The sequence below is a fragment of the Orrella dioscoreae genome (assembly GCF_900089455.2).
GTDB lineage: Bacteria > Pseudomonadota > Gammaproteobacteria > Burkholderiales > Burkholderiaceae_B > Orrella > Orrella dioscoreae.
The window spans coordinates 4,270,548-4,289,909 of record NZ_LT907988.1 but is presented as its reverse complement, the minus strand read 5'-3'; the positions used below and the strand labels follow the sequence as shown (position 1 = coordinate 4,289,909).

Annotated in this window: 22 protein-coding genes and 1 tRNA gene; 6 read left to right on the top strand and 17 right to left on the bottom strand. The window is 61.9% G+C overall.

The genetic code is table 11. From position 1 onward, the window contains the following. Position 1: 1 nt before the first annotated feature. From ODI_RS19700 to ODI_RS19665, 8 genes are all read right to left on the bottom strand, one after another. Positions 2–262 carry an EexN family lipoprotein gene (locus ODI_RS19700; protein WP_067754171.1) on the bottom strand — a complete coding sequence of 87 codons (261 nt, stop codon included), beginning with the start codon at positions 260–262 and terminating at the stop codon, positions 2–4. Then, on the bottom strand, positions 259–705 hold the full coding sequence (locus tag ODI_RS19695) for a hypothetical protein (protein ID WP_074046802.1): 447 nt from the start codon (positions 703–705) through the stop codon (positions 259–261). The genes ODI_RS19700 and ODI_RS19695 overlap by 4 nt, the downstream gene beginning before the upstream one ends. Before the next feature lie 10 nt (positions 706–715). Beyond that, the gene (gene virB5 / locus ODI_RS19690; RefSeq protein ID WP_067754174.1) at positions 716–1,441 is read right to left on the bottom strand and encodes a P-type DNA transfer protein VirB5; all 726 of its coding nucleotides are present in this window, start codon (positions 1,439–1,441) and stop codon (positions 716–718) included. A 258-nt stretch (positions 1,442–1,699) separates the two neighbouring features. Further along, complete coding sequence (locus ODI_RS19685; RefSeq protein WP_231968101.1) at positions 1,700–1,957, bottom strand: hypothetical protein; 258 nt, start codon at positions 1,955–1,957, stop codon at positions 1,700–1,702. 25 nt (positions 1,958–1,982) lie between these two features. Continuing rightward, positions 1,983–2,978, bottom strand: coding sequence for a relaxase/mobilization nuclease domain-containing protein (locus ODI_RS19680; protein ID WP_067754181.1), 996 nt, complete (start codon positions 2,976–2,978; stop codon positions 1,983–1,985). Beyond that, positions 2,975–3,517 carry a plasmid mobilization protein gene (locus ODI_RS19675; RefSeq protein ID WP_067754184.1) on the bottom strand — a complete coding sequence of 181 codons (543 nt, stop codon included), beginning with the start codon at positions 3,515–3,517 and terminating at the stop codon, positions 2,975–2,977. The genes ODI_RS19680 and ODI_RS19675 overlap by 4 nt, the downstream gene beginning before the upstream one ends. Beyond that, a complete protein-coding gene (locus tag ODI_RS19670; protein ID WP_074046803.1) occupies positions 3,514–4,521 on the bottom strand; it encodes a hypothetical protein in 1,008 nt (335 codons plus the stop codon). The genes ODI_RS19675 and ODI_RS19670 overlap by 4 nt, the downstream gene beginning before the upstream one ends. Continuing rightward, positions 4,518–4,745 carry a hypothetical protein gene (locus ODI_RS19665; RefSeq protein ID WP_231968100.1) on the bottom strand — a complete coding sequence of 76 codons (228 nt, stop codon included), beginning with the start codon at positions 4,743–4,745 and terminating at the stop codon, positions 4,518–4,520. Before ODI_RS19665 ends, ODI_RS19670 begins: the two co-directional genes overlap by 4 nt. A gap of 905 nt (positions 4,746–5,650) precedes the next feature. On the opposite strand from ODI_RS19665, the gene ODI_RS22370 reads away from it, so the two are divergent. Both ODI_RS22370 and ODI_RS19660 read left to right on the top strand, forming a co-directional pair. Further along, positions 5,651–6,325: a hypothetical protein gene (locus tag ODI_RS22370; protein WP_074046804.1), complete on the top strand. Its 675-nt coding sequence runs from the start codon at positions 5,651–5,653 to the stop codon at positions 6,323–6,325. 111 nt (positions 6,326–6,436) lie between these two features. Beyond that, positions 6,437–7,591, top strand: a complete 1,155-nt coding sequence (locus tag ODI_RS19660) for a hypothetical protein (protein WP_231968099.1) — start codon at positions 6,437–6,439, stop codon at positions 7,589–7,591. A 166-nt stretch (positions 7,592–7,757) separates the two neighbouring features. Here the strand turns inward: ODI_RS19660 and ODI_RS19655 are convergent, their stop codons facing one another. Both ODI_RS19655 and ODI_RS19650 read right to left on the bottom strand, forming a co-directional pair. Further along, entirely contained in the window at positions 7,758–8,861 is a 1,104-nt protein-coding gene (locus tag ODI_RS19655; protein ID WP_067754189.1) for a site-specific integrase, read from the bottom strand. A gap of 133 nt (positions 8,862–8,994) precedes the next feature. After that, positions 8,995–9,079 (bottom strand) — tRNA-Leu (locus ODI_RS19650). 175 nt (positions 9,080–9,254) lie between these two features. Here ODI_RS19650 and htpG point away from each other — a divergent pair. From htpG to ODI_RS19635, 3 genes are all read left to right on the top strand, one after another. Beyond that, the gene (gene htpG, locus ODI_RS19645) at positions 9,255–11,171 is read left to right on the top strand and encodes a molecular chaperone HtpG (RefSeq protein ID WP_067754192.1); all 1,917 of its coding nucleotides are present in this window, start codon (positions 9,255–9,257) and stop codon (positions 11,169–11,171) included. A 144-nt stretch (positions 11,172–11,315) separates the two neighbouring features. Then, positions 11,316–11,519: a type II toxin-antitoxin system RelB family antitoxin gene (gene relB, locus ODI_RS19640; protein WP_067754195.1), complete on the top strand. Its 204-nt coding sequence runs from the start codon at positions 11,316–11,318 to the stop codon at positions 11,517–11,519. 58 nt (positions 11,520–11,577) lie between these two features. After that, the gene (locus tag ODI_RS19635) at positions 11,578–11,859 is read left to right on the top strand and encodes a type II toxin-antitoxin system RelE/ParE family toxin (RefSeq protein ID WP_067754198.1); all 282 of its coding nucleotides are present in this window, start codon (positions 11,578–11,580) and stop codon (positions 11,857–11,859) included. A 95-nt stretch (positions 11,860–11,954) separates the two neighbouring features. Here ODI_RS19635 and ahpF read toward each other — a convergent pair whose 3' ends face one another. From ahpF to ODI_RS19605, 6 genes are all read right to left on the bottom strand, one after another. Further along, complete coding sequence (gene ahpF, locus ODI_RS19630) at positions 11,955–13,547, bottom strand: alkyl hydroperoxide reductase subunit F (protein ID WP_067754203.1); 1,593 nt, start codon at positions 13,545–13,547, stop codon at positions 11,955–11,957. Positions 13,548–13,704: 157 nt separating this feature from the next. Then, positions 13,705–14,268 (bottom strand): alkyl hydroperoxide reductase subunit C, encoded by a 564-nt coding sequence (ahpC, locus tag ODI_RS19625; protein ID WP_067754205.1) that lies wholly within the window; start codon positions 14,266–14,268, stop codon positions 13,705–13,707. 251 nt (positions 14,269–14,519) lie between these two features. Continuing rightward, entirely contained in the window at positions 14,520–15,140 is a 621-nt protein-coding gene (locus ODI_RS19620; protein WP_067754206.1) for a glutathione S-transferase family protein, read from the bottom strand. A 49-nt stretch (positions 15,141–15,189) separates the two neighbouring features. Continuing rightward, the gene (ampD, locus tag ODI_RS19615) at positions 15,190–15,768 is read right to left on the bottom strand and encodes a 1,6-anhydro-N-acetylmuramyl-L-alanine amidase AmpD (protein WP_098020947.1); all 579 of its coding nucleotides are present in this window, start codon (positions 15,766–15,768) and stop codon (positions 15,190–15,192) included. After that, on the bottom strand, positions 15,765–16,043 hold the full coding sequence (locus tag ODI_RS19610; protein ID WP_067754214.1) for a PP0621 family protein: 279 nt from the start codon (positions 16,041–16,043) through the stop codon (positions 15,765–15,767). Before ODI_RS19610 ends, ampD begins: the two co-directional genes overlap by 4 nt. Before the next feature lie 24 nt (positions 16,044–16,067). Continuing rightward, the gene (locus ODI_RS19605) at positions 16,068–16,931 is read right to left on the bottom strand and encodes a cytochrome C assembly family protein (RefSeq protein ID WP_067754218.1); all 864 of its coding nucleotides are present in this window, start codon (positions 16,929–16,931) and stop codon (positions 16,068–16,070) included. Between the two features lie 117 nt (positions 16,932–17,048). On the opposite strand from ODI_RS19605, the gene ffh reads away from it, so the two are divergent. After that, a complete protein-coding gene (gene ffh / locus ODI_RS19600) occupies positions 17,049–18,464 on the top strand; it encodes a signal recognition particle protein (RefSeq protein WP_067754223.1) in 1,416 nt (471 codons plus the stop codon). 70 nt (positions 18,465–18,534) lie between these two features. On the opposite strand, the gene ODI_RS19595 is transcribed toward ffh, so the two are convergent. Continuing rightward, the gene (locus tag ODI_RS19595; protein ID WP_067754227.1) at positions 18,535–19,326 is read right to left on the bottom strand and encodes an NAD(P)H-dependent oxidoreductase; all 792 of its coding nucleotides are present in this window, start codon (positions 19,324–19,326) and stop codon (positions 18,535–18,537) included. Positions 19,327–19,362: the final 36 nt, after the last annotated feature.

Below are 19,362 nucleotides of genomic sequence, written 5' to 3'. Positions count from 1 at the left end.
GTCATTGCCCTCCCTTGAGCGGGTTGATAGGTGTCAGGTCGAAGTAGCCTCGTTTCTCGACAGCCAAGTGGTTTGCCGCCGTCTTGGCGTTGATGCAGTTTGCGGACGCGGCAAGCTCGCCGGGATTAGCTTCACATTTCTCGATTATTGCCTTGCGTTCGGGGTCATGCGTTTTGTACCAATCGACGGTTTGAACAGGGGTGTTGTCGCCGCAAGCAGCGAGCATCAATGCGATGAACAATGGGAAGATGATATTTTTCATTTTTGCACCTCACGTGCGTTGATGATGTTGAGTGCGTGTGCCACCTCGGCGGCTTCAATGATGCGTAGCGCTGCAAGGGTTCGTACAACGCTTTCGCGCATGCCTCCCCACGTTGGCTGTGTGAAACGGTTTGGCGCATTTGTCCAAACGACGCCGACGCAAGCTACCGATGTGACGGCAGACAGGAGGACGTTCATCCAAGCCGGCAGCGGTTCGTCATCAATGAACGGCAGGGTGAATCCAAACCATCCCATCGCCGCGTAGTAGGCGGTGAATGCAGCCATCCCGATAGCCACGACATCAAGCGCTTTCATCAGCGGAGCGCGCCGTACCAGCTCGCGGTAATACTCGGGGCTTAGACGGCGGGCGCAAGACCAAAAGCGATAGATAGCAAGGCATATCGAGACCACTGGAACAAGTGTGATTGCATAGAACGGAGCCATGATTTCCTCCTTAGCGCGCAAGCGGGTTGAAGACTTGAAGGGTCGGATAACCCCGTTGATCAACGATCTTTGCGTTGATCTCCTTTTGCCGTTGCTGCTGTAGGCGGTCTTCGGCTGCTGCGACCATCTGGTACATCTGTAGCTTGGTCTGCTCATTCTGAATCATGGCCTGCTCGGCCGCGATGCGGCCTTGCAGTTCGGCAATGGCTTTCGGGTCCTGTGTCTGGTTGATCTGCTGCATCAACTGGTCGATTTGGCTGAGACGGTTTTTCGCCGCGTCGTAGGCATCGAGCGCAAAGGCTTTGTCTTGCGCGCCTTTGACGGCTTGCGCTTCGCAGTTCGTGCGCTGCTCTGTCGAGACAAAGCCGGTGCATGCGTCATACACCTTGTTGTTGTCATAGATGGATTCAGCGCGCCCGCTCAGGCCGGCATAGCCTCCTGATTTCACGCTGTCATAGACGCCTTGCCAGTCTTGCGGCAGGTAGTCCCGCAGTTGCGGGTTGTTGAACAGTTCGCCCATGCCGCGCGCACCAGTGACCGCAGCGTATTGCTGCTTCATCTGGTCGATCTGGCTGACCATCTGGTCGTACTGCATCTTCCACTTCGCCATCGTTTCGATCTGGTTTTCCACGCTCTTTGCGATGGAAGCACCATCCGTCACGGGGATTTGTGCGAAGGCGGCCGACGACGCGGCAATGCCGACGGCCAGAATGCAAGAGGCTGATAATTTCTTCATGTTCGCCACTCCTGAGAGGTTGAGGGCGAACGTAGGACCGTGCTGTCCGGTCTGTCGGTCTGTTCAGGGACCGCGCCCAGTACGGCTATGCGTTCTTGGGGCGACTAAGCGGCCGATCTGCTCTCGGCGGTCGGAACCCTTCTTTTCGGGTCGGCACCCGGTACGCGTAGGCGTCCTTGGGGCGGTGCAACGTTCGTGTTGGTTAAAGGTACAACCGAAGTTGATTGTACTTACTGTTAATGCAAAGTAGCTTCGCGACTACGGCCACCACATGCGACGGTCAATGATGATGCGGTCTGACAGGTACGCGATGTTCGCCAGTTCCGCCATTGCCATTTCTATTGTCCTGAACCGATACGGCCGGCCTTTGTCGTCCATGACGGGGTGCTCTGCGGTGCCGTCCTGCACGGCCAAGGCAAAGCCCTTCCAGTAATGCGCATACAGAATGACCTGCACGTCACCTGTGCGCGCTGGATCATCGCAGTAGTCTTGCAGGGCGTCGTAGCGTAAAGCCATCTTGGGGTCCTTCTTACGCAATCAATTAACGGCTCAGGTCGTCTTTGCCTGAGCGGTTGGTCTTATCCAGTTGCTGGGCGTCCTTGGTCGCTTCGGTGTTGCTCTGGTGGCGCTGTGGAGCCTGTAGCTTCCTGTCCTGAGTGGGGTCAAGGTAGCCGACGATTTTCAGGGCAAGCGATTTGTCCTTGGCGTCACCAGCGGCCAAGGCTTTTGCGATGTACCCGTAGCCGTTCCTGATGGCGCGTGACACACCGGAACGCCTGCGCGGTTCCCGCTCGGTCGCTTTGGTGCTCTTGCCACGCTGGGCGGCATGTCGCGTTGCCTGCTTGACCGTAAGGTGCGTGTGCGACCGTGCCCTGCGCGGTGTGGCATTGGCCTCGATGCCTTGTTCACGCAATGCTTCGGCAAAGCGTTCCCGCCATCGTTGCAGGTCAGCTTTTCGCGGGTTGAGTCGGCTTCCGTCGAGGCCCAGCGCTTTGACGCAAAGATGCCCGTGGGGATGCGCTTCATCGTCATGAATGGCGAAGACATACTCATGGTTGTCGCCGAACTCTGCTTTCGCGAACGCACGGATGGCATCATTGACGGCGCGCCGGTCGGTGCCGGGTGGCATGGACAGCACGATATTGAACGTCTCACGACGCGAGCCATTGTCAGGCAAGCCGTACTGGCCGCTTTTCCATTCGTCGCGCACGTCTTGCACTGCCTCACGCCCAAGGATGACTTCGCCGTCTTGGTTCTCCAGTTCGACCAGGCCGTTGCGCGATATGTAGTCGAGGTGCGCTTTGACCTGCGCAATGCCTTTGCCGCCGCCGGAAATCTTCACCATGACTTCGGGCGCTTTGCGGGTGGTCAGCATCAGCTTGTCGCGAACGCGAGCGCTACCGGTCAACAGCAGGGGCTTGGATGGCGGCGTAGTGCGTGACCGCGTCACCGTGCGCTTGGCCTTTTGGCTGGTAACCGGCTTGGTGTAGATGCGTTCGCCCCAGTCTTTCAGAATTCCATCAATGACTCGGCTCATTCCAGCCTCCAGCGGTCAATGTTGGCGCGCATGATGTCTGCCACCCGCGCGGTGTGGGTCTTGATGTGACGGGTCAGTGTGTCGATACGCTCGGCAGTGACGACCGTCTCCAGCGCGCGTCCTGCGTTCATGTGCCGGGCGATCTGGTTCAGGTTGCGGCCGATGGCAAGCAGCCTTGAATTCGACTCACCCAACGTCCGTAGCTCAGTCATGCCGAACTGAGGTTCGCCGCTGAGATTGGCGCGTATCAGGTGGATGACCCAGCGATTGGCGGACATGCCTCGCTGCAAGGCCAGCGCTTCGATACGGGCATATTCCGTTTCGGTCAGGCGGACTTCCATCCGGCGGCGCGAGGTGTCCGGTTGCTCATACGCTGATGCCTTGGTCGAATCGTGCGTTGATACGCCGTTCAACAGCCGCAGGATGACTTGCCGCAGTGCATCGCTGGGGTTGGTATCTCTTTGCTCGCAATAGGCTTTCCAGCGCTGTTTCAGGTCGCCATTGAGCCGTACGCTGAGCGTGGCTTTGTTGCTCTTCATCGTGGCATCCTCGTGTGCATGCTCAGTTGAGCTTTGAGGTCTTGCAGCCGGGCCTGAGATTCAGCCTTGCTGAGTGATGGCGCTTCCGATGTGCACACGTTCACGCTGGCCGCGTGGCGCTCCCTTCTCGTTGCTACCTGAATGCCGGCGGACGGCACGAATCCGCCTGTGCGGTGACGGTCAACAAGTCCCTTGAGGTACGCAACCTTCGACGTTCTGATGGTGCCCGGCTTCTTGATTGCGCCTTCCAGTTCATCAAGCAAAGCCTGAGCGCTATCGGTGGGAATGTTGGCGATCAGATTCTGAATCGACATCCTTTCAGCAGGGACCAGCGAGCTTGGGTATTGCAGGCCGTGGTCGGCTCCCGTTGTAGTAGTAGTGTTATAGATAGAGTTAGTGTTAGTAGTAGTGTTACCCGGCCGCCTATCCGTACCCTGTCGATAGGGTATGGATAGGGTATCGGGTTCGCTAACACCTTGATTTATAACGGCGTCAATTTTTCCGCTTTGAATCGGTGATGGGCTATCGCTAGGGTCTGCATAGGCTGTCGATACCCTATCGCTAGGATATGCCAGTGCCATGGCTACCGTATCGCGCAATGGTTCGTCGGCGGGCAGTCGATTGATGAAGTCGCCCACGTAGTCGTTGCGCCAGCGCTCGGGCAGGGCCGCAATCTGTTCGAGTGTTTTCTTCCTGAGCGTGGATGCGACCGCCATCTTGGCGGAGTTGTGGTCCCACCAGACTTTGACCCAAACGTGGTTGGCATCAGCGTCGAAATAGATGAGGTCAGCATCGACGAGACGGCGGATGACGTTCATCAATTGAGACTCGACATCCCAGCCCATTTCCGACGCTGCAACACGCAGGACGATTTCATACGCGCCGATGACGTTGCTGAATGGCGAGGTCAGGAAGTAGAACAGCGCATAGCGGTCTTCAACCGTGCAGCCTGACAGGCGATTTGAGCGCCATATCTGGTCGTTGATGGTTCGTTGCCGACTCATGCGCGCGGCCCTCGCGTAGCGGCCTCAGCGGGCGTGATTTCATCGTCTGTCGGCTGGTCCAGATCCAGCGCTTCCGTGACCTGTAATGTCCGAAAGTAGACACGACGGCCAACACGCAGCATGGCGGGTTTCAGCTTGCGCGAAAAATCGGTATCGGTATAAAGCGCCACGCGGACGCCATCGGGAGATCGGCCTAGCAACGTGGCAACGTCAACGATGCTCATCAACGGGCCAAACCGTCCCAACAAGTATTCTCCAGTAGTCATTCATATGCCTCACAAGTTCACCGTAGGTAATGCCAGTCTTTACCGTGAGAGCATTAATGTCAAACTTAAGTCATTGATTTAAAAGACCAAAATAGGGTATCAGCAAAAGCCAAGATTATTCATCGGCAAATGCCAAGATAGGGCATATTGGATTTTTGGAAATGGTCGAGTTGAACCAAATCAATCTGGAAATCAATGGCTTATAAGATGGCTTCGCAGCCGCCCTTTTTCAGTATCGAAACCAGATTTTGGCTTGAAAAATTTTGTGGAAAATTTCCAACGATGTGCGCGTGTTCACATCCGATAGCGGCAAGGATGGCCGGTGCGATGGATCAACGGAAGCTGTCAGAGGTCGGGCCGAGGGTGATGGGCATTGAAGAATGATTATGTGCCGACCGTAAAAGTACAAAAGCCCCGTGACATCATCACGGGGCTTCGGTACTCTAATTCTCGCAGATACCTGCTAGGAACCAGACGTCGCAATCTAATCCTAGCAAGGCTGGCTAGTAATGTCACTACCAGCTTAAAACCATTCAACGACATTAAACCGATATCTGCACCCTTGACGCTCAGGTCTCGCCCCGGACTCCGGCAGGATAAACAGGCGAATGGTGGAAACCTAACCAGCTCGGGAAAGAAGCTGGCTCTACCCCGTCTCGCTGTACGATAACAAGCACTTGATAAAGTGAGCATCAAGGTGGCTTCTGCGATGTAGTGATTGCGCGGTCTGGCGCTACATCCACAAAATCTGAATGCCCCGAATGGCCTGACGCTGGTCACTCCGTTCCCCGTTTCTTGGTGTACCCACCACGGGGGCATTAGGTTTGCTATACCGTTTTTTGAAATCAGAGTGTGTTGGTCCTATGAAAAATCCTTATGTCGAACGCATACGCCGCAGGATGCGAGAGTTCCATAGACATAACCCTTGGCGGCTTGATAATGGTCTGTATATCCCTCATGCCTATCCGCCAGAAAGCGAACGCGCAGCATTGTCTTGGTGGGATGACGTAGGGTTCGTTCTGAATGGCCGTCGTGTGCTTGTGTTCTGGCGTCATCCTCGGTGTGTCTACCGGGATGCGGTAGAAGCAAAGGCGATGGCTGATGTGCCTGAGCCGAGCACGCTCGATGTCTTTGACGCCTGCTTTTATGAGGGGATCGCCAGCACCAAACAATGGCGAAAGCTTGGTCGCTCAAGAAAGAAAGTCGTGAGTACAACGCTACAGGTTCCGACAGAGGAATGGCGGGCCTATTTTGATGCCGTCAGAAAGACAGAAAGCGAACTGGAAGATGCCGGCATTGATTTCGACGTTACCCCTTGGATTCGCATTGGTTGGTGTTCGACAGCAACTACAATTGATCTAGTTGCGCCGCTTGAGGTCCGCTCCGAAACGGATATTCGCGCATTGGCGGCATTTGCCAAGCGTCTGCTGAAGCATGAGGTAGCACTCGCTGATGAGTGGCCCGGATACCGATATGGGCGCGAAGCGTGGCTTGCTGAGTCGGACGTGCGTTCCGGTGGTGAGCAACATCTCGACTAGACTTGTGTGAACAGAAGCGTTGGGTTTCGGGAGTGTCGCAACCCTCTCAAGGAGTAAGCGCTGATTACAGAAAGATCTACTTCCAATTGTCGAATGTCAGCACTGGACACTATGCAACGCAGAACCCTCATCAAATTCACCGCAGCCGCAGCTTCGTTGGCCGCGCTTGCACCGTTATCCCGCTTCACCCACGCAAAAGGAGCCCACCCCATGAAATATCGCGGCGTCGTCTACGACGTTGGCCTCAGATTCACGGCCAACAATCCGTATTCCGTAGAACCGTTTAACCCCGAACTGGTGGCCCACGACATCCAGGCAATTGCCACGCAGTTGCATGCCAACGCTATCCGCATCGAAGGCGAGGAAGTCGAGCGCCTGGTGATCGCATCACGCCTAGCGCACAAGGCTGGGCTGACCGTTTTCTTCAATCCGTGGAAGATGAACGTGAACATTGGCGAGCTGCCGGCCTACTTTGCCGAAGCGGCCAAGGCGGCCGAGCAGTTGCGGCAGGAAGGCGTGGATATCGTTTTCGTGGCCGGTTGCGAAATGACGCTGTTCAACGAAGGCATCTTTGATGGCGCCACGATTATGGAGCGCGTGCAGGGCGTGGTGAGTCTGGCGACCGCCGACCAGAGCGAGGACGGCACGGCACGGGCGCAGCATCAAATGGCGCTGCTCAACGGCACATTGGCACAGATTGTTCAGGGCGTTCGCGTCGCCTACCAGGGGCGCGTTACGTATTCCTCCGGCATGTGGGAGCAAGTGGACTGGAGCCTGTTTGATATTGTTGGTCTTGACCACTACCGAGCAAGTGAATCTGCCGAAGAATATGTCGGTGCACTGGATCGCTATCGCCTGAACAAGCCGATCATCGTGATGGAAGTCGGCTCTTGCGCATACGAAGGCGCGGGAAAATTGGGGGCCGGTGGTTTCATGAACCTGCTGGGCACCAACCCCGATGGGTCGGGCATATTCAGGGATGACGTGGTACCGACACGCAGCGAGCGCGAACAGGCGGATTACGTCGAGGAACAGCTAGGGTTATTGAGCGGTGCCGACGCTGGGGTCGATGGCGTATTCATCTATGTGTTCTCGTTCCCGACGTACCGCCACGATGTGGGTGCCAAGGATATGGACATGATGAGCTTCTCGCTGGTCAAGACCTACCCCGACGAACACCCCAAAGGCCAGCAGATGCCGCCGTGGGAACCCAAGGAGGCTTTCTACCGCATCGCCAACATCTACCAGGCGATGGAGACTCAGTAGCGACAGGGGGCCGCAGACTCGGGGCATTTAGCGCATGGGCATGGCATAAAACGCATACCTGTCTGGTTTCGCCTTCAGAGCACGGGTTGGGCTTGCCCCTTCCCGCCACATTGCGGTACTGGAGTCATCGTGAAACAAAAAAAGCTCCTTACTCATTAGTGAAAAGCTATTCAGTACCCCTTGTTGCTGGATCGTGAGCGCTTAGGCTCGGAATACGATCCAGCTTCTGCACCAAGTCTTCCGCCCGCAGATGTGTATAGCGCTTGAGCATCTGCATCGACTTGTGGCCGCTGATGGCCGACACCTCTTGATCGCTCAAGCCGGCTTCCACGAACCGGCTGACAGCCTCATGCCGCAGGTCATGAAAGCGGAAGTCCTCAAGGCCCGCTGCGCGCTTGGCATCGGTCCACGCCTTGTCGAACAGGTAGGGGCGACGTATGCCATCTCGGCCGGGTTCGCCGAAGAACACCAATTCGGTTTCAGCAGGTCGCACGGGATTGGCAAGTGCCTCAGTGAACACACGCGTTGCCTCGGCCGTCAGAGGGACGGTACGGGGCGAAGAGTTCTTGGTGTGCTCCAGCCGAACGACGCGCCGCTCGATGTCCACTTGCCGTATGCGCAGCGTGGCAATCTCAGACAGCCGCATACCGGTCTGCACGGCAATACGGACAATCCAGCCGAACATCGGGTTCGAGTGCTTATCCACGGCTTGCAGCAGGCGGTTCTGTTCTTCCGGGGTCAATCGCCGGTTGCGGCCAGAGCCGGGAGCCGGGCGGCGAATGTTGGATACGGGATTGAAGGGCAGGCCAATGCCCCATTCCTTGATGGCGACGGTGAACAGGTGGCCCAGCAACGCCAGTTCCAAGCGTACCGTGTTGTTACTGCGCGGCCGCAGCTTGCCGTTTTTGTCGGGGTCGCCGGCCAACCGCGTGTCGCGGAACTGCGCCACGATCTCGGCGTTCAGGGCGGCCAGCGAATACTTGCCAAGATGCCGGATGATGACCTGCGCTTTCTTGTGTTCGCCGGCTTGGGTCGAGGCCCGCTTGGTGGGCGTGACTTCCTTGAGGTAGCGGGCCAAGGCCGCTTCGACGGTCATGCGCTCGGCGGGCGCTCGCTGGATGTATACGCCACGTACCATCTCGTCTTCGGTACGGCGCGCCCAGTCTTCGGCGTCCCGCTTGGTGCGGAACGTCTTGGCCGTGGCCGGCCAGCCTGTCTTGCGGATGAGGGCTTTCCAAGTCCCCGAGGAAGTCTTAACAATCGTAGCCATGAGTGCTCCGGTGTGGGGCTAGCGCCGCATCACTGTACCGAAACTGTACCTGACCACTTTCTCAAGAAATCCCCTGGTACGGGGTTTGTGCTGCGAACACTTCCAAGTTGTTGATTTCTTAGAAGTTTTTGAATGGTGCCCGAGGCCGGAATCGAACCGGCACGCCTTGCGGCGGGGGATTTTGAGTCCCCTGCGTCTACCAATTTCACCACTCGGGCGAGTGGCGCATGAGCCTCTGTGCTGGCGGGGAGCCAGCGCTGCATGCGCGTAGCGAAGTCGGCCATTATAGGCGGTCTTGAAATTCCCGCCACTACCCCCATCTGGCCCCCCAATGGGCGCCGCCACGGTTAGCCGCGCCGCCCCTTCGCCAACCCCAACACAGCTAAAGAGACCATGACCGAACAAGCCTCTTCCGCGACCGCCGCGCCTGCCGAAACCCTGGGCTTCCAGGCCGAGGTGAAGCAACTGCTGCACCTGATGATCCACTCGCTCTACAGCAACAAGGAGATCTTCCTGCGCGAGCTGGTGTCGAACGCATCGGACGCCTGCGACAAGCTGCGTTTCGAGTCCATCGACAACCCCGCGCTGCTGGAAGGCGACAGCGAGCTGCGCATCCGTATCGATTTCGACAAGGACGCGCGCACGATCACGCTGTCGGACAACGGGATCGGCCTGTCGCGCGACGAGGCGGTGGCCAACCTGGGCACCATCGCGCGCTCGGGCACCAAGGAGTTCTTCTCGCGCCTGACGGGCGACAAGCAGAAGGACGCGCAGCTGATCGGCCAGTTCGGCGTGGGCTTCTATTCGTCCTTCATCGTGGCCGACAAGGTCACCGTGGTCAGCCGCCGCGCCGGCCTGCCCGCCGACCAGGCGGTGCGCTGGGAATCCGACGGCCAGGGCGAGTTCAGCGTGGCCCAGGTGGAGAAGGCCGATCGCGGCACGGAAGTGACCTTGCACCTGCGCGCCGACGAGGACGACTTCCTGGACGGCTGGCGCCTGCGCAGCGTGCTGCGCCGCTATTCCGACCACATCTCCCTGCCCATCCAGATGCGCAAGGAAGATTACGACGCCGAGAAGTCGGAGCAGGTGAGGACCGACGAATGGGAAAGCGTGAACCAGGCCAATGCCCTGTGGACGCGCAGCAAGTCGGACGTGACAGACGAGCAGTACCGCGAGTTCTACAAGCACGTCTCGCACGATTTCCAGGACCCGGCCGCGTGGACGCACAACCGCGTCGAAGGCCGCAGCGAATATACCCAGCTGCTGTACATCCCCAAGCAGGCCCCCTTCGACATGTGGGACCGCGATGCCCGCCGTGGCGTGAAGCTGTACGTGAAGCGCGTGTTCATCATGGACGACGCCGAGCAGCTGCTGCCGTCTTACCTGCGTTTCGTGCGCGGCGTGATCGACTCGGCCGACCTGCCGCTGAACGTCTCGCGCGAGATCCTGCAGGAAAGCCGTGACGTGCGCGCCATCCGTGAGGGCTCGGCCAAGCGCATCCTGTCGCTGCTGGAAGACCTGGCGGAAAACCGGCAGGACGACTACGCGGCTTTCTGGGCCGAGTTCGGCCAGGTGCTGAAGGAAGGCACGGGCGAAGACCCCGCCAACCAGGAGCGCATCGCCAAGCTGCTGCGCTTCGCGTCGACCAGCACCGAAGGCGGCGCGCAGACGGTGTCGCTGGCCGATTATGTGTCGCGCATGAAGGAAGGCCAGGACAAGATCTACTACGTCACGGCTGATTCCGTGGCCGCGGCGTCGGCCAGCCCGCACCTGGAGATCTTCCGCAAGAAGGGCCTGGAAGTGCTGCTGCTGACCGACCGCGTGGACGAGTGGATGCTGTCGCACCTGCGCGAGTTCGATGGCAAGCCGCTGTCCTCGGTCGCCAAGGGCGGCCTGGACCTGGAAAGCCTGGCCGATGACGAGGAAAAGAAGCGCCAGACCGAGGTGGCCGAGCAGTTCAAGCCGCTGGTCGAGCGCCTGCAGACCGCGCTGGCCGACAAGGTCAAGGAAGTTCGCGTCACGCTGCGCCTGGTCGATTCGCCGGCTTGCGTGGTGGTGGGCGAGCACGAGCTCAGCCCGCACCTGCTGCGCATGCTGAAGAACGCCGGCCAGGAAGCGCCCGAGGTGAAGCCCGTGCTGGAGATCAATCCGGACCACGCGCTGGTGGCGCGGATTCGCGATGCGCAGGATGCGGAGTTCGGCGACTGGGCGAACCTGCTGCTGGACCAGGCCTTGCTGGCGGATGGCGCGCAACTGGCCGACCCCTCTGCGTTCGTGAAGCGGGTGAATGCGCTGCTGCTGGCGCGTTGATCCCAGGTCATTGGTTTGAAGGAAACGCGGCCGAGCGGGTGGGCCGCGTTTTCTTTTTCCGATGGGCGCAACGTCCCGTGGATGTTTTGGTCCGTCGACGGTGGCGCTGCCTGATCGTAGAATGAGTGCTCTACGGAGCGCGGCATGAGTCCTTTATTGAAATCTTCCCGCAGGTCGGCATCTTCCGCCGATGCCCAGGCGATCAGTCATGATCACTGGTTCCGTGCGCGTGTCGAGGCCAGCTTGGCCGATCCCCGCCCATTGGCATCGCACGATGATGTCATGGCTGAAGTGGATGTGTTGATCGACACGCTTGAGGCCGACTCGCCTCACCTCTCCCAGAAGTAAGCAAGCGCCAGGGCCAAGTGCCCGACACGGACTGAATCCATGGGGAGCAGTAGGGAAGATGTTGCCTGTTCAATGGCGCGCCAGCGCGCGCGCTGACCTGATGGCCATCCTGGCATTCATCACGGAAGACAGTCCCGGCGCTGCACGAAAGATGAAGCGTCTCGTGTCGGAGGCAACCCTGTCTGCTGCCAGGCATCCAGAGTGGTTCAGGCCTGGACGCGTCGCTGGCACCCGTGAGCTAGTCATCTCAGCCAACTACATCCTCGTGTATCGCGTCATGGTGACTCACCTGGAAGTCGTGAGTGTCCTGCATGCGCGCCGTGAGTATCCAAGAGGTTGATTTCTGGACTCGCCATTGGGCGATACCAAACAAAAAGCCCGGCGCCGCGATCCTTCGCGGCGCCGGGCTGTGCCACCCGCTGGCAATCTTGCTGCTTAGGCCGTCGCGGCCTCGGCGGGCGCTTCCGCCGGTGCGCTGTGGCGGATCAGGTGGTCGAAGGCGGCCAGCGATGCCTTGGAACCTTCGCCCATCGCAATGACGATCTGCTTGTAGGGCACGGTCGTCACGTCACCGGCGGCGAACACGCCGGGCACCGAGGTTTCGCCGCGGGCATCGACCTCGATCTCGCCGAAGCGGGTCAGGGCCACGCCGCTGTCCTTCAGCCAGGCGCTGTTGGGCACCAGGCCGATCTGGACGAAGACGCCTTCCAGCGCGACGGTCTTGCTCTGGCCCGATGCGCGGTCGGTGTAGACCAGGCCATTCACGCGGCTGCCGTCACCGGTCACTTCGGTGGTCTGCGCCTGCGTGATGATGTCGACGTTGGGCAGGCTGCGCAGCTTGCGCACCAGCACGGCGTCGGCCTTCAGTTCCGGTGCGAACTCCAGCAGCGTGACGTGCGAGACGACGCCGGCCAGGTCGATGGCGGCTTCGACGCCCGAGTTGCCGCCGCCCACCACGGCCACGCGCTTGCCCTTGAAGAGGGGGCCGTCGCAGTGGGGGCAATAGGCCACGCCCTTGTTGCGGTACTGGGCTTCGCCGGGCACGTTCATTTCGCGCCAGCGGGCGCCGGTGGCGATGATGACGGTCTTGCCGCGCAGCGTGGCGCCGCCGGCGAAGCCGATCTCGACGCCTTCGGGCGTGGTCTTCAGGCTTTCGGCGCGCTGCAGGTTCATGATGTCCACGTCGTACTGGCGCACGTGCTCTTCAAGCGCGACAGCCAGCTTCGGCCCTTCGGTTTCCTTGACGGAAATGAAGTTCTCGATGGACATCGTGTCCAGCACCTGGCCGCCGAAGCGCTCGGCGGCGACGCCGGTGCGGATGCCCTTGCGGGCGGCATAGATGGCCGCGGCGGCGCCGGCGGGGCCACCGCCCACGACCAGCACGTCGAAGGGCGCCTTGGCGTTGAGCTTGGCGGCTTCACGAGAAGCGGCGCCGGTGTCGACCTTGGCCAGGATTTCTTCCAGGCCCATGCGGCCCTGGCCGAAAGGCTCACCGTTCAGGTAGATGGTGGGCACCGACATGATCTGGCGCTTGTCCACTTCTTCCTGGAACAGCGCGCCGTCGATGGCGACGTGCTTCACGTTGGGGTTCAGCACGGCCATCAGGTTCAGCGCCTGCACGACGTCCGGGCAGTTCTGGCACGACAGCGAGAAATAGGTCTCGAAACTGAGCGGCACGTCCAGGGCGCGGACCTGTTCGATCACGTCCTGGGCGGTCTTCGAAGGATGGCCGCCGGTGTGCAGCAGGGCCAGCACCAGCGAGGTGAATTCGTGGCCCATGGGCAGGCCGGCGAAGCGGATGCCCGCTTCGGCGCCGGGGCGGCCGATGGAGAACGAGGGGCGGCGCACGCCGGTGTCTTCATGGCGCACGACCAGCGTGACCTTGTCGGACAGGCCGTCGATGTCCTGCAGCAGGCCGAGGGTCTCCTGCGACTTCGGGCTGTCGTCCAGGTCGGCGACGATCTCGATGTCTTGGGTGAGACGTTCCAGGTAGGCTTTGAGCTGGGTCTTCAGGCTGGCGTCCAACATGGCTAGATTCCTTTAAATCTGGGTACTTTCAAGAGTTTTGGGCGGAAAAAAGGCCCGAGCGCCCGCTCGGGCCCCATCCGGGCACCGCGGAGCTGGCTTTGCCAGTCCGCAGGCGCGCCCCCTTGAGGGGGAGACGCGTAAGCGTCTCGGGGGTGGGTTAGATCTTGCCGACCAGGTCCAGCGAGGGCTTCAGCGTTTCGGCGCCTTCGGTCCACTTGGCGGGGCAGACTTCGCCCGGGTGCGAGGCCACGTATTGGGCAGCCTTGACCTTGCGCAGCAGTTCCGAGGCGTCACGGCCGATGCCGTTGTCGTGGATTTCCAGGACCTTGATCTGGCCTTCGGGGTTGATCACGAAGGTGCCGCGCAGGGCCAGGCCTTCTTCTTCGATCAGCACGCCGAAGTTGCGGGCCAGCAGTTGGGTGGGGTCGCCGACCAGGGGGTACTGGACCTTCTTGATGGCTTCCGAGGTGTCGTGCCAGGCCTTGTGCGAGAAGTGGGTGTCGGTCGACACGCCGTAGATCTCGACGCCCAGCTTCTGGAATTCGGCGTAGTGGTCAGCCAGGTCTTCCAGTTCGGTGGGGCACACGAAGGTGAAGTCAGCGGGGTAGAAGACGACGACAGACCACTTGCCTTTCAGCGACTCGTTGGACACGTCGACGAACTTGCCGTTGTGGTAGGCGGTGGCTTTGAAGGGCAGGACTTGGGTGTTGATCAGGGACATGCGTCAGCTCCTAATTGGCTTGAAAAGATGGGCTAGCGGGTAACCACAAGACGTATCGTACAGAGACTTGTGCAATTATCAAAATTGATTGATTTGATGTGGATAATTGCTTTTATATATCGCCAGGGTGAAAAAATGGCCTGGCACCCTGCAACGTACAGCAGGGCCTAGGCTAGTGCCGGGATATGTCAGGCCGGTTGCGCGGGGGCGCTGCCGGCCGTGATTTCACGATGGGGACGCAGGCGCCGTTATCAAGCCAGCGGCAGCGTCAGCACCTCGGCGGCGGCCGCGCGCTGGCTGACACGCTCGTACCAGGCGCGCAGGCGCGGCGTGGCAGGGCGCTCGATGGGCAGGCCCAGCCAGCGGTGCGCCTGCGCGCCGACGGCGATGTCGGCCACGGTGAAACGCTTGCCGGCCAGGAAATCCCGGGTGAACAGCGCGTCTTCCAGCAGCAGGGCCTTGCGGTTGCTCTGGGCGACCGAGGCGGCGACCAGGGCGTCGTCGCGCTTGTCTTCGGGTGTGCGGATCAATTGCAGGAAGGCGTCGCGCATGGCGGGGCCGAACTCGGTGGTCTGCCAGTCCATCCAGCGGTCGGCGTCGGCGCGGGTGCGCAGGTCGCCGGGCCAGAGGTTGCCGGCGCCGTTGCGCGAGGCCAGATAACGCACGATGGCATTCGACTCCCACAGGATGAAACCGTCATCATCGATCACGGGGACCAGGCGGTTGGGGTTCATGCGGGCGTATTCCGGGGTGTCGACATGGCCGAACTTGCCGCCGGCGTCGATGCGCTCGAAGGGCAGGTTCAGTTCGCGGGCGGCCCAGACGACCTTCTGTACGTTGACGGAACTGAGGCGTCCCCAGATTTTCAGCATGCCCTTACCCCTTGGTCGGTGCGTGTGTTGTCGATGATTCATGGCCGGTTCAGCAGCCCAGGTCCGGCAGGTGGCGCCGCGGCCAGTCGCAGGCCTGCCCGAAGCGGACCCAGTCGAAGGCCGGGCCCGGATCGGTCTTGCGGCCCGGCGCGATGTGTTCGTGGCCCATGGCGTGGACCAGCGGATAGCGGGCGCGCAGCGCGGCGGCAAGGCTTTCCAGCGCATCGTACTGCGCGTCGGTATAGGGCAGCACGTCGGTGCCTTCCAGTTCGATGCCCAGCGAGAAGTCGTTGCAGCGCTCGCGGCCGGCAAAACGCGACACGCCGGCATGCCAGGCGCGCGCCTCGGTGGCGGCGAACTGCACCACTTCGCCATCACGCCGCACGAAGAAATGCGCCGACACGCGCAGGCCGCGCAGGCGTTCCAGCCAGGGGTGGGCGCCGTGGTCCAGCGTGTTGGTGAAGAGGCCTTCCACATGCGGGCCGCCGAATTCGCCGGGCGGCAGGCTGATGTTGTGGATCACCAGCAGGCTGACTTCCGCGCCCTCGGGGCGGGCGTCCACGTTGGGCGAGGGGCAGTGCCGCACGCCAGGTGCCGGCCGCAGCCAGCCGTGGCGGTCCAGATTCACGCGCGCGGGCCCGCCTGGGCGTGTTCGTGGCTGCACCAGGTCTGGCCGCCCAGCAGCAGCGCTTCCTCGCGCGGCAGGTGGATGCCGCAGTGGGCGCAGCGCACCATCATGGGCAGCGAGGCGGGGTCGGCCTTCGGCGCAGCGGCGTCGCGGCGGGGCGGCGCCTGCTTGGGCGCAGCGGACTTCTGCGCCTGCCTGGCCTTGTTGTTGGCAATCATGCGCGCAATCAGCAGCGCGGCGATGATCAGGAGTATCCAGAACAGTATCTTGCCCATGGTGGCGATGAGATCAGCCGCGGGTTAGCCGCGCTGCAATATGACTTCGATGACGAAACGGCTGCCGGAGTAGGCCAGCAGCATGAAGGCGAACCCGGTCAGCGTCCAGCGCAGGGCCACGCGGCCGCGCCAGCCGCGGATGTGGCGGCCCAGCAGCAGGCCGCCGAAGGTCAGCCACGACAGCAGGGTGAAGATGGTCTTGTGGTCCAGCGGCAGCACCGCGCCGGTGATCTGCAAGGAGCTGATGGAGCCCGAGCCCACGGCCAGCGTCAGCATGGAGAACCCCATCCAGATCAGGCGGAACAGCTGCTGCTCCTGCACCAGCAGGGGCGGCATGGAGTCCATCAGGCGCTCGAAGATGCTCAGGCGGCCGCTGGTGTCCTCGGGCAGGGCGGCGGCGGTGTCCAGCGGGCGGTGCAGGTGGCGGTCGATGATCGCCATGAGGATGCTGTGCAGCGCCGCGATGGTGATGAAGCCATAGGCGGCCAGCGAGATCAGCAGGTGGGCGCGCAGCCAGGGGTTGCCCGCGTGCGCGACGATCTGGGCCTCGGGGAAGCAGGCCGCCAGCAGGCAGGTCAGGGCGGCCAGCGGCAGCAGCAGCAATTGCAGGCCGTCGGCGCGCAGGACCAGGTTTTCCAGCCAGTACATGGACATGCCCAGCCACGTGGCGGCCGACAGGGCGAGCGCCCAGTTCAGCTGCAGGGTGTCGCCGGCCAGGATGCTGCCGTGCAGGGCCGTGACCTGGAGCACCAGCGCCGTCAGCAGCGTGACGTGGCTGGCCTTGCCGGCCGAGACCGTGCCGCCGCGCCCCAGCGTGCGCCATAGCAGCAGGCCGGGCACGGCATAGGCCAGGGCCGCCAGCAGGTGAAATACAATGCCTGAAGACATAGAATCCGTCGGTCTCGGGCGAGCCGCCTTTGCGGTGGATGGGCCCTGCGTGTGGGGGCCAGTCACCCTGCCGCAGCGTTCGCCTTTGGGCCGACTAGTTTAAGCGAAACGACACTCATGCTTGATAACCTGACCAATCGCCTGTCGCGGGTCGTGAAAACCCTGCGCGGCGAGGCGCGGCTGACCGAGGCCAACACGCAGGAAATGCTGCGGGAGGTCCGCCTGGCGTTACTGGAAGCCGACGTGTCACTGCCCGTGGTGCGCGAATTCGTCTCCCGCGTGAAGGAAAAGGCGCTGGGCACCGAGGTTGCCGGCAGCCTGAATCCGGGCCAGGCCCTGGTCGGCGTGGTGCACAAGGAGTTGACGGCGCTCATGGGCGGGGACCTCGGTCCCGAGTCCGGCGAGCTGTCGCTGGCCGTGCAGCCGCCCGCCGTGATCCTGATGGCGGGCCTGCAGGGCGCCGGTAAGACCACCACCACCGGCAAGCTGGCGCGCTGGCTGTCCGAGGGCGGACACGTCCAGAACGGCCGCAAGACCGGCAAGAAGAAGGTGCTGGTGGTCAGCGCCGACGTCTATCGCCCGGCCGCCATCGAGCAGTTGAAGACCGTCGCCGCCCAGGTCGGCGTCGATTTCCTGCCGTCCGACCCCAGCCAGAAGCCCGAGGCCATCGCCCAGGGCGCCGTCGATCACGCCCGCCGCCATCACTATGACGTGCTGATCCTGGACACGGCCGGCCGCCTGGGCATCGACGAGGCCATGATGCGCGAGATCCAGGCGCTGCACGCCCTGGTCAAACCGGTCGAAACCCTGTTCGTGGTTGACGCCATGCAGGGCCAGGACGCGGTCAACACCGCCAAGGCCTTCGGCGAGGCGCTGCCCCTGACGGGCGTGGTGCTGACCAAGCTGGACGGCGACGCGCGCGGCGGCGCGGCGCTGTCGGTGCGCCATGTCACCGGCAAGCCGTTGAAGTTCGTCGGGGTGTCGGAAAAGCTGGATGGACTGGAGCCGTTCCACCCCGAGCGCATGGCGCAACGCGTGCTGGGCATGGGCGACATCGTGTCGCTGGTCGAGCAGGCACAGAAGAACATCGACATCGCGGAAGCCCAGAAGCTGGCCTCCAAGATCAAGTCCGGCAGCAAGTTCGACCTGAACGACTTCCGCGAGCAGCTGGGCCAGGTCAAGAAGATGGGCGACATGGGCTCGCTCATGGAGAAGCTGCCCGCGCAGTTCCAGGCGGCCGCCGGCCAGCTGCAAAGCGGCCAGGCCGACAAGCAGCTGCGCCGCACCGAAGGCATCCTGAATTCCATGACCCCGCTGGAGCGCGCCAAGCCCGAGCTCATCAAGGCCTCGCGCAAGCGCCGCATCGCCGCGGGCGCTGGCGTGCCGGTGCAGGAAGTGAACCGCCTGCTGTCGCAGTTCGACCAGATGCAGGGCATGATGAAGCAGATGAAGAAGGGCGGCATGGCGAAGATGATGCGCGCCATGGGTGGCCTGAAGGGCCTGGGCAAGCTGGGCGGGGGCGGGTTCCGCTGAGTCTTGCGCCCGGGGGCAGGCCCCGGTTCCGCGCATGAGAAAGGCGCCGCTCTCCCCAGCGGCGTTTTTTTTATTCCGCCGCGCGCGTCGCGGTGTGGATGGCCAGGCCTGTTTCCCCGGGGGCGATCTCCGGCCGCAGGGTCAGCGCCGGGATCAGGTAGTCCCCCCCGTTCTGCTTTCGATAGGGGATCGGTGAGGTGGTCTCCAGCGCATCCAGCCGCCGGCCCAGGGCTTCGCGCAGCGAAGGAAAGTCTGCCTCGGTCAGCCGGCTCGTCTGGTAGACGAGATGCGGTGGCAGCACCGCGAAGCCGGGATAGAACAAGGTGCCGTGATGGATGGGAAAGAGCAGGTCCTCGATCGGCCCGTTCACGCCGCGGGCGCCGTAGTGCGCCTCCCAGCCCCCGATGGTGACCACCAGCATGGCGCGCTTTCCCGCCAGGGTGCCTTCGCCGTAGCGGTCCCCCCAGTGCGTGTCCGAGTGTTCGCCGACGCCATAGGCGAAGCCGTTGGCATAGACCCGGTCGACCCAGCCTTTCAGGATGGCGGGCATGGAAAACCACCAGAGCGGGAACTGCAGGATGAGCAGGTCGGCCCAGCGCAGCTTTTCCTGTTCCTGGGCGATGTCGGCCGCCTGCGTGCCTTGCGTATAGGCCGCCCTGGAGTCCTGCGTCGCGGAAAAGCGTGCACCCGGAGGGAGGGCCGTGTTGTCGCTGGCATCCAGCACGGCTTTCCATTTCATGGCGTAGAGGTCGGAGACCTGGACGGCGTGACCGGCCGCTTCCAGGCGCTGGACGGCGAAATCCTTCAGGGCGCCAGTGAGCGAGCGGGGTTCGGGATGCGCGTGGACATGCAGGATGTTCATGGTTCGATTCCTTGGGGAGGCGAGGCAGGATGGCTA

Coding starts and splice junctions, on each gene's coding strand:
- ODI_RS19700 (WP_067754171.1), bottom strand. CDS start 262: ATGAAAAATATCATCTTCCCATTGTTCATCGCATTGATGCTCGCTGCT.
- ODI_RS19695 (WP_074046802.1), bottom strand. CDS start 705: ATGGCTCCGTTCTATGCAATCACACTTGTTCCAGTGGTCTCGATATGC.
- virB5 (WP_067754174.1), bottom strand. CDS start 1,441: ATGAAGAAATTATCAGCCTCTTGCATTCTGGCCGTCGGCATTGCCGCG.
- ODI_RS19685 (WP_231968101.1), bottom strand. CDS start 1,957: ATGGCTTTACGCTACGACGCCCTGCAAGACTACTGCGATGATCCAGCG.
- ODI_RS19680 (WP_067754181.1), bottom strand. CDS start 2,978: ATGAGCCGAGTCATTGATGGAATTCTGAAAGACTGGGGCGAACGCATC.
- ODI_RS19675 (WP_067754184.1), bottom strand. CDS start 3,517: ATGAAGAGCAACAAAGCCACGCTCAGCGTACGGCTCAATGGCGACCTG.
- ODI_RS19670 (WP_074046803.1), bottom strand. CDS start 4,521: ATGAGTCGGCAACGAACCATCAACGACCAGATATGGCGCTCAAATCGC.
- ODI_RS19665 (WP_231968100.1), bottom strand. CDS start 4,745: ATGAGCATCGTTGACGTTGCCACGTTGCTAGGCCGATCTCCCGATGGC.
- ODI_RS22370 (WP_074046804.1), top strand. CDS start 5,651: ATGAAAAATCCTTATGTCGAACGCATACGCCGCAGGATGCGAGAGTTC.
- ODI_RS19660 (WP_231968099.1), top strand. CDS start 6,437: ATGCAACGCAGAACCCTCATCAAATTCACCGCAGCCGCAGCTTCGTTG.
- ODI_RS19655 (WP_067754189.1), bottom strand. CDS start 8,861: ATGGCTACGATTGTTAAGACTTCCTCGGGGACTTGGAAAGCCCTCATC.
- htpG (WP_067754192.1), top strand. CDS start 9,255: ATGACCGAACAAGCCTCTTCCGCGACCGCCGCGCCTGCCGAAACCCTG.
- relB (WP_067754195.1), top strand. CDS start 11,316: ATGAGTCCTTTATTGAAATCTTCCCGCAGGTCGGCATCTTCCGCCGAT.
- ODI_RS19635 (WP_067754198.1), top strand. CDS start 11,578: ATGTTGCCTGTTCAATGGCGCGCCAGCGCGCGCGCTGACCTGATGGCC.
- ahpF (WP_067754203.1), bottom strand. CDS start 13,547: ATGTTGGACGCCAGCCTGAAGACCCAGCTCAAAGCCTACCTGGAACGT.
- ahpC (WP_067754205.1), bottom strand. CDS start 14,268: ATGTCCCTGATCAACACCCAAGTCCTGCCCTTCAAAGCCACCGCCTAC.
- ODI_RS19620 (WP_067754206.1), bottom strand. CDS start 15,140: ATGCTGAAAATCTGGGGACGCCTCAGTTCCGTCAACGTACAGAAGGTC.
- ODI_RS19610 (WP_067754214.1), bottom strand. CDS start 16,043: ATGGGCAAGATACTGTTCTGGATACTCCTGATCATCGCCGCGCTGCTG.
- ODI_RS19605 (WP_067754218.1), bottom strand. CDS start 16,931: ATGTCTTCAGGCATTGTATTTCACCTGCTGGCGGCCCTGGCCTATGCC.
- ffh (WP_067754223.1), top strand. CDS start 17,049: ATGCTTGATAACCTGACCAATCGCCTGTCGCGGGTCGTGAAAACCCTG.
- ODI_RS19595 (WP_067754227.1), bottom strand. CDS start 19,326: ATGAACATCCTGCATGTCCACGCGCATCCCGAACCCCGCTCGCTCACT.